The organism is Vibrio panuliri (assembly GCF_009938205.1).
GTDB classification, from domain to species: domain Bacteria; phylum Pseudomonadota; class Gammaproteobacteria; order Enterobacterales; family Vibrionaceae; genus Vibrio; species Vibrio panuliri.
The window spans coordinates 2,115,877-2,129,477 of the sequence record NZ_AP019654.1 but is presented as its reverse complement, the minus strand read 5'-3'; the positions used below and the strand labels follow the sequence as shown (position 1 = coordinate 2,129,477).

Genomic DNA, 13,601 nt, shown 5'->3' with positions numbered 1-13,601 from the left:
AAATCAGCCCCAGTGTTCTTGTGTGGAGAAAGTGACTTATAGGAAGCCCATAAAGCGGCCAACAACGCCAAGTACCACAGTGATACCGATAAGTTTTAGTGGGCTCCAACCACGTTTAACAAGGGCGTACATACCTAAGGTGTAAACCAGTGGTAGGAACGCTGGCATTAGCTTGTCGATAACGTCTGCTTGGAGTTTGACTACTGCGTCACCAGCGGTGATTTCAGCGGTGGTTGATAGGCGTACGTAAGTTGCAACCAGTGCACCGATAACCGTCATACCAACCATGGATGCTGCATGGCCGACTTTCTTAGTGTTGGCCTTGATGACAGGAATTGCTGCCACACCCATACGGTATGCGTAGTGAGCTAAGCCAAAACGTAGACCAAAGTGCACCACGTTAAATAGGACGATAAAGAACACCGCACCCATGATTGAGCCTTGCAATGCCAAGTCGGCACCGATACCACCACAGATAGGGAGTAGCGTTAGCCAGAACATTGCATCACCGATACCGCCCATTGGCGCACCAACGGCAATCTTGGTGCTTTGAATACTGTTGATGTTCTGTTTAGAACGTTCCATCGCCAGTACGATACCCATAACGAATGTCACCAAGAATGGGTGAGTATTGAAGAAGCCCATATGACCTTGCATAGCTTTGGAAAGGTCAGCTTTATTGGTGTGAATCTTCTTCAGTGCAGGAAGTAGGCCGTACAACCAACCAGAAGCCTGCATACGTTCGTAGTTAAATGATGCTTGGAGCAGTAGTGAACGCCATGCCATGCGGTTGATGTCCGCTTTCGTTAGCTCTGCGCCAATCTCTTTGTTCTCATACTCATCTTGAGCCACGCCTGGAGCAGGTTGCACGTCAGCGTTTTGGCTACGGAGGTCGAGTTCGTTGCTTACATTAGATTCCATCTTCAAAGTCCTCAGCTGGTGCAGTTACAGGAGTTGGTTCTGTTTTGCGCATAAAGTCGATAATTGCCATCGCTGTCGCAGCGGCTGCAATTGCTAGGATAGGGAGTTGTAGCCATGCTGCTGCGACAAAACCTAGGATGAAGTAAGGGATGTAAGCGTTCTTCATCATGATTTTCATCAGTACGGCAAAACCGATCGCTGGCATGATACCGCCGGCTACACCCAGACCATCAATCAGGTCTTTTGGTAGTACTTCAACGATTTTTTCTGCGTGTTCAGCTCCTAAGTAGACGGGTAAGAATGCGCATAGGAAGTAGAAAGAGCCCAGTACAGCAAGTGCCATGTAGTTGACGCGTTCGATGCCATCAGTATCGGCATTTTGCGCATACTCATCACATTTAGACATCACTGCTGACATAGCAGAGAAGAGTAGGGTGATACCCATCTGTACTGCGACCGCGAATGGTACCGCGACACCAACCGCGACATTAGGCTCAACTTTGGTAGTGATAGCGAAAGCCGTACCTACGATAGTACCGATGATAACGTTTGGTGGCTGAGCGCCTGCAAGTGGTGCAAGACCCATCCAAATCAGTTCTAGCGTACCGCCGACTAAGATACCCGTTTGCAAGTCGCCTAAAATTAGACCAACGAGCGGACCAAGTACCACAGGGCGGTGGAAGTGAGTGAGACCGTTAAATAAATCTAGGCCAGCAAAGAAGGCTAGGATGCCGAGCATCAGTGCCTGTAAGAGTCCTATTTCCATGATTGGTGTCCTTATTGTTAGATAAGAGTAAAGAGGTCAGTTGCGCTTTCAGTTGGCACACCTTGAATGGTGCACTTCACTCCTAGCGCTTTTAATCGTTCAAATTCCGCGACGTCTTCAGTGCCGACTGAAACTGTTTTGGCAATTTGTTTTTTTCCTTCTACGTAGTGCATGTTACCTACGTTGATATTGCTAATTGGCACGCCGCCTTCCACCAACTGACGGAAGTCTTTTGGTGTGCGGCAAACCAATAGAATGCGTTGGCGATCTGCTGCTTTATGGATGGTGTCGATGGTTTTTTGCACCGTCCAAAAACGGATAGCGATGCCATCGGCAAGTACCATTTCCATTAGGTTTTGTTGAATGCTGTCTTGAGCGACTTCGTCATTCACCACCACGATGATGTTGGCATCAGCAAAACCTACCCACTGCACACCTACTTGGCCGTGAACTAGACGCTCGTCAATACGACTTAAAACGATATTTGGCATGGTCAATTCCTTATTAAATGAGTTACTGATTGAATGGGTAGATAGTGACGCCTTGCACCACACGGTTTACTTCACCAGTTGGGCATGGGTTATCTGGTCCAAAGCCTAACTGGAGTGATTTTTCAAATGCCAACATTTGGCAGAACAGAATGAATGGGAAGCAGAGCCATTGGTCGCCTAGACCAAGGTGTCCGAGTTCAAATACGTTTTCTTCATTGAGTGCAATTTCACTGATTGCAATATGAGCAAGAGCTTGTTTGTCACCACGGATTTCGTTGAACAGATCCATATCGTATTGACGGGTATAGCTCTCACTTGAAAGCAGTTGGATAACCAACGCTTTGTCGTTGATAGTGAATTTTGGACCGTGACGGAAACCCAATGATGAGTCGAATGTTGTCATCACTTGACCAGCACTAAGCTCAAGAGACTTAAGTGATGCTTCACGTGCTAAGCCTGCGAAGCCGCCACTACCAAGCACAATTAGGCGTTCGTATGGTTGCTCAGCTAAGGCTTTAATCGCCGATTGCCACTGTTCAAGCTTGGCTTCACACAGTGCTGAGGTCGCTTCAACTTGTTGGTGCCATTGGGCTGGTGTTTGACCGCCAAGTAGTGTCAGTGTTGACATCAACATGCAGCTAAAGCTCGAGGTCATCGCAAAACTTTTATCGTTTGAACCTTCAGGCATGATCATACAGAAGGCATTTTTCGCGGTTTGGGAATAGCGCGAGAGCTCACCTTCACCATTACAAGTTAAGAACAGGTGATGACAATCTGGGACCAGTTGATCAACCAATGCCACTGCTGCGACACTTTCAGGACTGTTCCCTGAGCGAGCATAAGACACCAATAGTGTTGGGCGAGTGGCATCTAAGTACTGCTCTGGGTTAGAAACCAAGTCTGTGGTTGGAATCGACTCTACTTGAAAGCGTAACCCTGCTTGAATAAAAGGTGCTGCGGCGTCACCAACGAAAGCCGAAGTTCCTGCGCCAGTTAAGATGATGCGCAGATCTGGGCGAGCCAACAGTGGATTTAAGAACGCAGTGACTGCGTCGTATTGTTGTTCTAACTGGTTAGAAAGCGCACGCCATAAACGAGGTTGGTGGCTGATTTCTTGAGCAGTGTGAACACCGTTACGCGCTTCTAGCCACGGTAATTCATAGCCTAAAAACGAACTCATTTGATAGTCTCCTTGCTAGCCACTGCGTTTGCATAACAGGCTTCGGAATAGACTTGTGTCACTTCCATAATCTTGTGTATGACAATCTCAGCGGGCTGATTCTGAATTTGGTGTTGAGAGATAGCCTTAGCCTGATTAGGGAGATATTGGCTAAGGAGTGTTACTGGCAGCGGCTTAGCTGCTAAGTTGTCAAATAGTGCTTGCTGCGCCGCTTTCACTTCTGGATGAGTCCAGTAGTAACGAATGCGATCACTCAAGCTATAGCTGCAATCAAGATATTGTTGATGACCTTTGCTTGAGTAATGAGAACGCCAGTAATTGGGTTGTTCGTGCATTACCTGTTCAATGGTGTCGCGTAGATGCGAGGCGTGATGAGTACCTAGCCATTCAATTTCTGCTCGTTCTAAGCCATAAAGGGCTTCGCGAAGGGCAAAGGTGAGTGCTGGGCCAACTTTCAAAATCGCAAAATGGTCGCGCACCAATTGATGGTATGCCGGTGGGTTTTGGTAGTCAGTAGAGTGTGCTTCAAACACAAGATTTGGCTGACTATCGATCATATGGCTTAATGATTGCGCTTCGCTGCTGTCGTAGTGGTGGACAGTATGATGGTCAAATTCAACACCCGGCTGCACAACTAAACCAATCACTCGAGGCCAAACGTAGCCCAATCCTAAATCGCTAAATGCTTGGTGATGGGCATTTAAGGTTGCAAGTGCTTGTTCAGGTTTGGTGACCTCAATACCTTCTTCTTCTAAAGATTCAAGAGCACCACCTGGCGTTGGGACTTCTGTTCCTACGACATAAACTGGCGCTTCGCCACCCACCTTTTTCCACGCATCTTCAGCTACTAGACATAATTGTGCGGCACGCTGCGCCATGATTTCTTCACTTAGCGGTGTCACGTCATCGGCACATGGCATTGAGCAATCAAGGTGAATTTTCTTAAATCCAGCACTGACATAGTCATGAATCATCTGCGCGGAATATTCCATCGCTTGGCTTGCTGGAAGGCTTTGCCAGCAGTTTGGACCAAGGTGGTCGCCGCCGAGTACCACGTTCTCAGCGGGGAAGTTTAGACGCTCAGCAAGCGAAAATACGTGGTTAGCAAAATCTTGCGGTGTCATTCCCGTGTAGCCACCAAATTGATTGACTTGGTTTGAGGTGGCTTCTATCAACACGAGTTGCTTGTCTTGTGCAGCTTGTTTAATTGCTGCTTCAAGCACTAAGGGGTGTGCAGAACAGACAGAGTAGATGCCTGTTGCATGACCTTGCTTGTGTTGTTCGATAAGAGAAAGTAACGCTTTCATTTTGATTCCTAATTAACAGTTTGGTCAGCGAGAATGACTTCGACACCCATTTCAATCAGAGCTTGATGAGTGGCATGTGGAATGTTGCTATCTGTGACTAAAACGTCGATCTGATTAGCCGCTCGGATCATGCAAAAGCTTTTGCGACCGAATTTGCTTGAGTCGGTCACAGCGATCACTTGGCGAGCAACTTCGCACATTGCGCGGTTCACTTGAGCTTCATGGTTGTCGGGGGTGGTAATTCCCGCTTGTAGGTCGAATCCATCGACGCCTAAAAACAGCTTATCGAACAAGTAAGAACGAATTTGTTGTTCGCCATGATTGCCAATCAATGAGCAAGAGGCTCGGCGTAAGCTGCCTCCTACGACATGAAGATCGACATTGTCGAGTTTGCTGAGCTGGTAAGCGGTGTTCAGTGCGTTAGTCATGACAACGAGATGTTGTTTATTGACTAAATACTGAGGCATCAGGCCGATGGTGGTACCTGAATCTAAAATGACCGCTTCACCATCATGGATAAGGTTGGCAGCTGCTTGAGCAATAGACTGCTTTGCACTGCGATTAAGTTGGTCTTTACGATAAAGAGGCTGGTCAAAAGCGAAGTTAGGGTTAAGTGTTGCACCACCATAGCAGCGGAAAACACAGCCTTCTTTTTCCAACAGGTTGAGGTCATGGCGAATCGTGACAGCGGAAACATTGTACTGTGAGGCAAACTCGTCGACTTTGCCCGCGCCATGGCTGCGAATATGCGCCATGATTTGTTGTCTTCGTTCTGCACTGGTCATTTACCAATTCCTCTTTCGTTGCATTTCATTTTTAAGATTGAAATGTTTCGATTTCTTTTGATTGGTATTAAAGCAGGGCAAACGAAGGAAAAATGAAAGCTAGATCACACTCGCCTTGCTTTCGGTTTTAAGCCTTATTTGCTTTCGTTTTAAGAAAAGTGAAAGGTCATACTTTCACTTTGTTGTATAAATAAGACACTGAAAGGGGCATGAAAGCTAGTATTGGCGGTTAAAGCAGTGAAAGCGGGATGAAAATGCAATCAAGTGAAAGGGTTTCGGAATGCAACATGCGTGAGATCACAAAATGGGACTTTAGCTCATTTTTGGACGGTGAAATTGTAGGAAAACCCGCCGATTTGTTGCTGCTTTAAAGGATAAATGAGTTGAATGTTATGCAATAACCATAAACTGGTGTGAATCTAACTTTTGCTTAATCACAGGCTTAAGGTCTGCTCCACAACAATCCGTTGTATCGGAATGTCCTGCTTAAGAATGAGTCATTAGAAAGGCGCTTTGGTTTCGTTGTTGTTATCCACCTTGTTTTAGTTGTTTCCGACACCGAAAATCTCCGGTGTAAGATCGACAGAACTACATAGAGAAGGAATATCGACGAGAGTGATATGATTTCCTGATTCGATGATATAACCGTCGTCTTTAAGCTTTTTGATGCTCCTAGAAAGGGTTTCTGGTGTCATACCTAGTTGAGTTGCTAGGAGCCTTTTAGTCACCGGAAGGTTAACCCAATCTTGTTTTGTCTCTTGATTTCGGTAAATATCTGCTAGCTTCATTACCAACCTTTGGTTTGCATTTACCTGTGTCAGGATATCCATGGTATCCATTAAATGGCAGATACGGTTACTCATAAACCCCATCACCTTGAGTGATAGTTCAGGTGAACTACTGATTAAATCAAGCACGTCTTGATAGTGGAAAATGGACAGTTCACTACTTTGGTCAACTCGAGCACTCATCGGGTACGTTCTCGGCTGCATAAACATTGCCATTTCGGCAATAAGACCACCTGCAGTAAACACTTTAAATAGCTTTTCGTCACCATTTGCCATCAGGCGATAAAGAGAAATCTTACCTCTATCAACAAGATACATATGATCCGCACGTTCACCTAATTCAAACAGCTGCTGCCCTGCTTGCAAGGTAATTTGCTTTCGCGTTGCAAACAATAGTTGTTTTTGCTCTTCATTGAGCAGAGAAATGATCGAGCCTGGCACACTGCTTTCCTTAGCTTGATAATTATCAAGCTGTAATCGTTGTACCACTGCATAGAATGATAACCATTATCAACTAAAGTGCAACTGACATAAGGATTAACAATGGAGACGGTAAGCCCAGTTTTTCGATGGATATTTTTAGTCGCCATATTGGCATTGTTTATACCCTTAGTGTTATCTGCCTGAGAGGAAAGCACCGATGGCACAAAAGCTAGTTACACCTAATGAAGGTAGAAAGGTGTCTAAGACCCCCGGTCACTGGGTTCTTGCCCAACTAGGCAAGAAGGTTCTACGACCCGGCGGCAAGGAGTTAACGCAGAAAATGTTGCACGCTCTCGATATTACCTCATCAGATAGGGTAATTGAGTTCGCGCCGGGGATGGGGTACACCGCACGCCTATGCCTTGAAAAACACCCCCAAACCTATACTGCGATTGAGCAAAATGAGCAAGCAGTAGAAATTGTACGTAGCTACCTAAATGGTGTAGAGCAGGAGTGCAAAGTTGGCAATGCTCAGCAGACGGGGCTTGAGGCTGAAGTTGCGTCGGTTGTGTACGGTGAAGCGATGCTCACTATGCAATCAGACAACCGAAAAAATGAAATCATTGCTGAAGCATGTCGTGTCTTAGCCGCTGGTGGTCGTTACGGTATTCATGAGTTGTGTATTGTCCCTGATGATATTGATCTTGGGACAATGAGGGCGATTCAGAGAGAGATTTCTGAGACCATCCAGCACCCTGCGAAGCCTGTCACTCCTTCCGAATGGAAACAGTTGATGGAAGATAACGGCTTCGAGATAGAGTTTGAAGCGATCGCCCCAATGCATCTGCTTGAACCAAAGCGAATGATCGATGATGAAGGCATATTAGGTCTCCTAAAAATCGTTAAGAACCTCCTCATTAGGCCTGAAGCAAGAGCTCGAGTGGTAGGTATGCGTAAGATTTTCCGTAAACACAGGTCTCACCTAGCGGCAATCACACTCGTTGCGAAGAAAAAGAACCACTAAGATAAAGGATGATAAATAATGCTTGAGTATACCTATTACGAAAATTTGGCAGATACAGTAGACATCCCCAAAGCAGGTATTACCAGCCGACCAGTATATAAAAGCGACCGGCTTAGAGCGGTAATTTTTGGTTTCGCGGCGGGTGAAGAAATGAGCGAGCATACCGCGGCAGTACCAGCAATTGCTCAGATAGTTGAAGGCGAATGTACTTTCACTTTAGAAAACGAAACAAAAGAGATGAGAGCAGGAGCTTGGGTGCTAATGGATGCACACCTGCCGCACAGTATTGTTGCTCATACGCCTCTCAAACTGATGCTCTATTTGTTGCGTGAGCCGAAATAAGCCCTTTAGTTCAACTTGCTGAGTTTGTAATTACTGTGATGATAAAAAGTAGGGAAAGAGATTTGAAAGAGTTCTGAGACAGTTAATGATTCGGGGTTTGGCGAGATAGAACAACGCCTAGCCGAAAGTGTGGGTAACGATATAAATACAGCATCCATCGCGACTATAAGCGATGATGCTGTATTTTACTTCGGAGCTTAATATTGTTGACTATTGTATGCTTTAACGTTGGTTCATTTGTGCTTGTACCGAAGTCGCTCCTAGCTTGGTGATGCGGTAAGGTTTTCCACCTTTAGAGCTTATTAGTTTCTTGCTTTTTAACTTATTAAAAATGTCTATATTGCAATTAGATAGACCATAACCCTCACGGGTGAAACAAGTGATTTGAGCTAATTTTCTGTCGTCGCCTATATAGCGACGAATTTCCCCGCCCATTGCTAGAGTATGAAGAACGCGTTGTTCTTGTTTAGATATATTCACAGGATCTCTCCAGGTATGTTTAAAAATTATTCCTTCTGGTTGTTTGGAAATTGTGCCTGTCGCTCTCGGCGTCAAACACCGCTTTTATACAATGCTAAATAGTTTTTTAGTCAAAAAATAACCTTATCGTTCTGTGTATACCCAAATAATATGTTTTAGGTGCGAATGGCTTGCTGAATTAAACCTGCTCGCTTGGGTGTCCCCACATTAATGGCTCCGCATAAGGTCCTTTAATCGATGAGGTTGATTCACCGATGCCGTCTAGTGCGCCTGGAGTTAGTTCGCGAGCGAACCAACACTCCAAAGGTGCTTGAGTTGTTACTGGTGGCAATACCTTGTGAGGTGTGTTGTAACGGTTTCCGTAGTGGAAGGGTTCACCCATCACAAAGATGACATCAGCGTCTAGTTGCTTTTCTGCTTCTTCCATCAGTTTTGTCGCATAACCTTTCCCTTGATATTCGGGTAGCACGGCAAGTGGTGCTAGTACGTAACATTTTAAGTGTGGTGCCGCATCAATCTTTATAGGGGTATAGCATGCGTGTGCTACTCCTTGGTAAACGATTGAAAAACTGCCATCTTCAATAAGATTATCGGCAAACTCGGCGTAGAGTTTTGCGTGTCTTTCATCGTATAACCCACCTGCGTTAGCAAACGCTTGGTATTGAATTTCATATGGTGTATTCATTGTCTTTCCTTTTGTTTGATATTAATGCTGACCGTCTAGTCGGTCAGTGTGTTTGGTCAAAAAAATCACGCACTGAAATTGGCATGACTTTTGATTTTGTTAACAGTATTTTTTGATGAACTCTTGTCGGATTTCTTCAATTGGAAAGTCATCATTAAGTAGGTAGTTCATGGCTATACCATCTATCTCAGCAATGAACATTTTTGTCACAACAGCGGCGTTTGAATAGCCTGAAGCATGAAAGATTGCTTCAGTCGATGCCTGCAAACCCTGATATCGTTCATCAATCAAATCGACAACGATGGCTCTGGTTGTTGGATGAACCATTACGCTAAAATTGAACTGATAAATTTTACGATGCTCAGCAACCGTCATTGCATCAAAGATTGAATTGATCATGAGTTCTAGGGCATGATCACTCTCAACAGCATCTTCATCACCCTTATCCGCTTCTTCGATAATTTGAGAGATGTAAATAAACACTTCTCTCAACAGTTCATTCTTATTTTTGAAGTGATGAAACACCAAGCCTTTTGAAATTTCCGCTTTTTCACAGATAGTCGAGACTGGTGTCTTTTCAAACCCGTGTTCCGAAAATAACTGTGTTGCCACTTCAATGATCTGTTGCCGTTTATCCATTGTATTAACTCGCGTACCTAACTGACCGTCCGGTCGGTTTTTGGATGTTAGTGTATTTATCAACCTATAGTCAAGAGTTCGTAAATAAATTACTTCCGCCTCACGCTTATACGGACGCGCTTATAAGGACACACACTCAATGTGGGACTGCCAAACAGATAAGTTCAACTCAGTCTCTAATTCAGGCGAAAGCCATAGTGTCGTCGTACCGATACTTACGTTTAGTCAATATGGTGAGCAAAGAACGTGTTAAGATGATGAGTAACAAAGACTTAGGACGGAATAACTATATGCGAAATGACGTTAGCTTTAGAGCTTATTCTTCAAATGATAAGAGTGCTTGCTTGGACATTTTTGATACAAACTGTCCTGCGTATTTCGCAACAAATGAGCGACAGGACTACGCAGACTATTTGGATAGTAACCCAGAGGGTTATGAAGTTTGCCTGCTAAATGGCGATGTCGTTGGTGCGTTTGGTTTGAGCTCCCGCACTAGTGATATTCAAGGGTTGAACTGGATTTTAATTTCGTCTAACTATCGCGGTAAGGGGCTTGGTCATCAGTTTATGCTAAGAGCAATGAACAAAGCAGAACAGCTAGGCGCCAAGCAAATAAAAATAGCGACCAGTCACTTATCGGCTCCTTTTTTTGCAAGATATGGTGCGACAGAAGTGACCAACATACCGGATGGATGGGGAAAGGGGATGCATAGAATCGACATGGATCTTTTCGTTGGTATCTAATATCACTGAAATTGTTCAAACAGGTCGGCAACTGAAATAGTGGCTGTTTCTGACAATATGGAATAATCATCGCAAACTATACGGAGAGTTGCGTAATGGATGAAAACAACCTTTTCCCTATAAAAGATTTCAAGAACACTGTCTTATTGAAACCTCTTATCGCTCAAAGCAGTGTGACTAATGTACATGCTGGAGAATATAGTTACTACAGTGACTTTGAAGACCCAACCAACTTCTTAACTAAGAATGTGCTGTACAATTTTGGTATTTCAGGGAACTCACTTTATATCGGAAAATTCTGTGCATTTGCTAGTGGCGTTCAATTCATAATGCCTGATGCAAATCACGCCACTTCTGGTATCACGACCTTTCCATTTGCTATTTTTGGCGATAAATGGGCTGACGCTTTGCCCTTATCAAACTACCCATTTAAAAAGCACAAGGACACTGTTATAGGAAATGACGTTTGGTTGGGTTACGACGTTACCGTCATGCCCGGAGTGTCCATTGGCCATGGTTCAATTATTGGTTCTAAATCGGTCGTATCAACAGACATCCCACCATATAGCATCGCGGTTGGTAATCCGGCAAAGGTCGTTAAAACTAGGTTTAATGATGCAGACCAAGAACGGCTACTAAAGCTTGCATGGTGGGATTGGGAAGTAGAAATCATTGAGCAAGCCATACCAATCTTGGTGAAAGGTGATATCGCCAGTTTACGAGAGTTTGCTAAACAAAATGGAATGATAATCTAGACTCTAGGTCTACTTTCGGTATGTCAAATCAACGCGCTAGAAATGAATTCTGATTTGTTTATGCCCAAGAGCCTTTTCAAAGATCAGGCCACGATTCGCACATCGACACCCATCGCTGTTAGTTCATCAACATAGTCTTGTGGGATACCGCTGTCGGTGATCAGCATATTCAGTTGCTCAGGGCGTGCGATAAGGCAAAAGCTTTGGCGGTTAAACTTCGATGAGTCAGTCACAGCAATGACAGTTTGTGCCGCTTCTATCATTTTACGGTTGATATCAGCTTCGCCTTGATGGGGCGTGGTCACCCCTGCGGACTTATCAAAACCATCCACACCGAGAAACAACTTATTAAAGCGGTAACCAGTAAGAAACTCTTCACCACCAGTACCATGTACTGAATAAGAGTTCTTGCGCATCGCGCCTCCGGTGATCATAACCGAAACGTTGTTTTGGTTTGCCAGATGGTAAGCGATGTTAATGCCGTTAGTCATAATGACTAGGTTATGCTTTTCTTCAAGATGATAAGCAATCTGCTCGGTTGTTGAACCAGAGTCGAGGATCACCTTATCGCCATCATTAATCAGAGAGGCTGCGTATTCTCCGAGTTTGGCTTTGATTGTGCTGTTAAGTTGTTTTTTGTCGTTAAGAGGTTGGTCAAAGGCAAACTGGTTATTAAGTAAGGCTCCACCATAGCATCGAGTGACACAGCCTCTTTTTTCTAAATGATTGAGGTCATTGCGAATAGTCACTTCCGATACGTTGTAACGTTCGGCAAAATAGTTCACCTCACCTTTCTGGTGGGTTTGAATATGATGAAGAATTTCTTCGCGACGTTGAGCTGTGGTGGTCATTAATTAACATGGTCAAATATGGGGCGTGTAGCATATCAGGCTTTATCGCTTTGGCAATAGTGCCGGATAGCACGAGTGCGACTTAGGGTACGTTTTTATACCTTGAGTGATAGAGAAGGGCAAAGCCTATTCCGCTGAGTAAGCCAAAAAGGTGCGCATCCACTGCCACTGGCGCGTTGATTGCAACTTCACTAGACAGTGGTGAGCCAGCATACTGTTCCCACGTCACTTTAATTATCGCGCCAGCAACGAGCAGCCAACTGCTTTTGCGTCCGTTTAATGCTTCTGTCAATGCAAAGAAGATAAACATACCGTGCAACGAGCCAGAGAGACCTAAATAGGCTTGGGTATCGGTAAACAAGAGCCCGAATCCAACGGCGACGCTTATGATCAGAAGCAATAGTCCATAAATCCGAGCAGTAGGACGAAAAATAAATGCGACAATCCACAATGCGGCAAGGTTCATTGCAAGGTGGGTAAAGTTGGTATGTGTGAAGTTTCCTGATAGGATGCGCAACCAATCTCCTTGTGCGATAGAATCGGCCCGCCATTCGTAAAGTGTCGAAAGGCTTGGAGTTTGCAGCGTTATACAGACAACACTCACTATCACTAACAGTAAGATTAACTGCACATCATGTCTCGATATTGTTCTCAATGCGGAAAGTCACTCAAAGCGTGTATTTGTCAATGGATACAAAGCCTATCATCGAATGTTGAGTTAATCATCCTGCAACATCCATCTGAAGCCAAGCGCCCGATGGGTACCGCGCGTATTTTGACGCTTTCGTTGCCCAACAGCCACTATTTTGTTGGTGAAGATTTTAGCCAGCATCAACCGCTAAATCAGTTATTATCGCAGCAAGATGTCGCTCATTTTGTGCTATATCCTGGAGAGTCATCCCAAGAAGTTCAAACTGAGTTGGTGAAGAAGAACCACAAAATGCGGGTGATTTTGCTTGATGGTACCTGGAAGAAGGCCTACAAAATTTGGCAACTGTCGAGCAACTTACAAGCGCTACCACTGTTGCGTTTACCGACCGAGCTGAAGGGGAACTACCGCATTCGTAAAGCGCCGAGTGATAATGCCTTGTCTACGGTGGAAGCGGGATTTCATATTCTGACGCTGCTTGAACCCCAACGAGACTTTACCCCCTTACTGACAGCATTTGACAATATGATTCAGTTTCAAATTGAGCAGATGCCACACGGGGTGTTTGAACGAAATTATCGCGGATAAGTTTTAGCATGCTTGTCAGTTGCGATAACGCTGACTATAATCTCGCGCAATCGATTGATTGGTGTCTATAATTTAGTTAACCAATCGCGATGCTTCGTATAATCCTGCTGATAAGGTGCAGGAGTCTCTACCTGGAGCCGTAAATTCCAGATTACGAAGAGTTAAGTGCCTAGCGCTTTTCTCT

The 13,601-nt window shown here is 44.7% G+C and carries 17 protein-coding genes and 1 riboswitch; of the genes, 5 read left to right on the top strand and 12 right to left on the bottom strand.

What is annotated here, in order from left to right:
* Nucleotides 1-36 precede the first annotated feature (36 nt).
* The 7 genes from agaE to GZK95_RS09610 form a co-directional block, all read right to left on the bottom strand.
* Nucleotides 37-921, bottom strand: coding sequence for a PTS N-acetylgalactosamine transporter subunit IID (agaE, locus tag GZK95_RS09640; RefSeq protein WP_075708124.1), 885 nt, complete (start codon nt 919-921; stop codon nt 37-39).
* On the bottom strand, nt 911-1,687 hold the full coding sequence (gene agaW / locus GZK95_RS09635) for a PTS N-acetylgalactosamine transporter subunit IIC (RefSeq protein WP_075715899.1): 777 nt from the start codon (nt 1,685-1,687) through the stop codon (nt 911-913). Before agaW ends, agaE begins: the two co-directional genes overlap by 11 nt.
* 17 nt (nt 1,688-1,704) lie before the next feature.
* Nucleotides 1,705-2,178, bottom strand: a complete 474-nt coding sequence (gene agaV / locus GZK95_RS09630) for a PTS N-acetylgalactosamine transporter subunit IIB (protein WP_075715898.1) — start codon at nt 2,176-2,178, stop codon at nt 1,705-1,707.
* 22 nt (nt 2,179-2,200) lie between these two features.
* On the bottom strand, nt 2,201-3,358 hold the full coding sequence (locus GZK95_RS09625) for an SIS domain-containing protein (protein WP_075715897.1): 1,158 nt from the start codon (nt 3,356-3,358) through the stop codon (nt 2,201-2,203).
* Complete coding sequence (locus GZK95_RS09620) at nt 3,355-4,665, bottom strand: D-tagatose-bisphosphate aldolase, class II, non-catalytic subunit (RefSeq protein ID WP_075708116.1); 1,311 nt, start codon at nt 4,663-4,665, stop codon at nt 3,355-3,357. The genes GZK95_RS09625 and GZK95_RS09620 overlap by 4 nt, the downstream gene beginning before the upstream one ends.
* A gap of 8 nt (nt 4,666-4,673) precedes the next feature.
* Nucleotides 4,674-5,450 (bottom strand): transcriptional repressor AgaR, encoded by a 777-nt coding sequence (gene agaR / locus GZK95_RS09615; protein WP_075708114.1) that lies wholly within the window; start codon nt 5,448-5,450, stop codon nt 4,674-4,676.
* A 542-nt stretch (nt 5,451-5,992) separates the two neighbouring features.
* The gene (locus tag GZK95_RS09610) at nt 5,993-6,679 is read right to left on the bottom strand and encodes a Crp/Fnr family transcriptional regulator (protein WP_075715896.1); all 687 of its coding nucleotides are present in this window, start codon (nt 6,677-6,679) and stop codon (nt 5,993-5,995) included.
* Between the two features lie 199 nt (nt 6,680-6,878).
* Here GZK95_RS09610 and GZK95_RS09605 point away from each other — a divergent pair, with 199 nt between their 5' ends.
* Together GZK95_RS09605 and GZK95_RS09600 are read left to right on the top strand one after the other, a co-directional pair.
* Nucleotides 6,879-7,685, top strand: a complete 807-nt coding sequence (locus GZK95_RS09605; protein ID WP_075715895.1) for a class I SAM-dependent methyltransferase — start codon at nt 6,879-6,881, stop codon at nt 7,683-7,685.
* An 18-nt stretch (nt 7,686-7,703) separates the two neighbouring features.
* Entirely contained in the window at nt 7,704-8,027 is a 324-nt protein-coding gene (locus tag GZK95_RS09600; RefSeq protein ID WP_075715894.1) for a cupin domain-containing protein, read from the top strand.
* A 222-nt stretch (nt 8,028-8,249) separates the two neighbouring features.
* Here the strand turns inward: GZK95_RS09600 and GZK95_RS09595 are convergent, their stop codons facing one another.
* The 3 genes from GZK95_RS09595 to GZK95_RS09585 all read right to left on the bottom strand — a co-directional run bounded on the left by GZK95_RS09595 (nt 8,250) and on the right by GZK95_RS09585 (nt 9,831).
* Complete coding sequence (locus GZK95_RS09595) at nt 8,250-8,507, bottom strand: YjhX family toxin (RefSeq protein ID WP_161987207.1); 258 nt, start codon at nt 8,505-8,507, stop codon at nt 8,250-8,252.
* Between the two features lie 178 nt (nt 8,508-8,685).
* Nucleotides 8,686-9,192 (bottom strand): GNAT family N-acetyltransferase, encoded by a 507-nt coding sequence (locus GZK95_RS09590; RefSeq protein ID WP_075713592.1) that lies wholly within the window; start codon nt 9,190-9,192, stop codon nt 8,686-8,688.
* Between the two features lie 99 nt (nt 9,193-9,291).
* On the bottom strand, nt 9,292-9,831 hold the full coding sequence (locus GZK95_RS09585; protein WP_075713590.1) for a TetR/AcrR family transcriptional regulator: 540 nt from the start codon (nt 9,829-9,831) through the stop codon (nt 9,292-9,294).
* Nucleotides 9,832-10,028: 197 nt separating this feature from the next.
* Here GZK95_RS09585 and GZK95_RS09580 point away from each other — a divergent pair, with 197 nt between their 5' ends.
* Complete coding sequence (locus GZK95_RS09580; protein ID WP_225623983.1) at nt 10,029-10,574, top strand: GNAT family N-acetyltransferase; 546 nt, start codon at nt 10,029-10,031, stop codon at nt 10,572-10,574.
* Nucleotides 10,575-10,669: 95 nt separating this feature from the next.
* On the top strand, nt 10,670-11,329 hold the full coding sequence (locus GZK95_RS09575) for a CatB-related O-acetyltransferase (protein WP_075713588.1): 660 nt from the start codon (nt 10,670-10,672) through the stop codon (nt 11,327-11,329).
* Between the two features lie 83 nt (nt 11,330-11,412).
* Here GZK95_RS09575 and agaR (GZK95_RS09570) read toward each other — a convergent pair whose 3' ends face one another.
* Both agaR (GZK95_RS09570) and rrtA read right to left on the bottom strand, forming a co-directional pair.
* Nucleotides 11,413-12,180 carry a transcriptional repressor AgaR gene (gene agaR, locus GZK95_RS09570; protein WP_075708112.1) on the bottom strand — a complete coding sequence of 256 codons (768 nt, stop codon included), beginning with the start codon at nt 12,178-12,180 and terminating at the stop codon, nt 11,413-11,415.
* Nucleotides 12,181-12,262: 82 nt separating this feature from the next.
* On the bottom strand, nt 12,263-12,811 hold the full coding sequence (gene rrtA / locus GZK95_RS09565; RefSeq protein WP_139315017.1) for a rhombosortase: 549 nt from the start codon (nt 12,809-12,811) through the stop codon (nt 12,263-12,265).
* Between the two features lie 3 nt (nt 12,812-12,814).
* Here rrtA and GZK95_RS09560 point away from each other — a divergent pair, with 3 nt between their 5' ends.
* On the top strand, nt 12,815-13,417 hold the full coding sequence (locus GZK95_RS09560) for a tRNA-uridine aminocarboxypropyltransferase (RefSeq protein ID WP_075713584.1): 603 nt from the start codon (nt 12,815-12,817) through the stop codon (nt 13,415-13,417).
* A 74-nt stretch (nt 13,418-13,491) separates the two neighbouring features.
* Nucleotides 13,492-13,591, top strand: a riboswitch (purine riboswitch).
* The last annotated feature ends 10 nt before the right edge of the window (nt 13,592-13,601 follow it).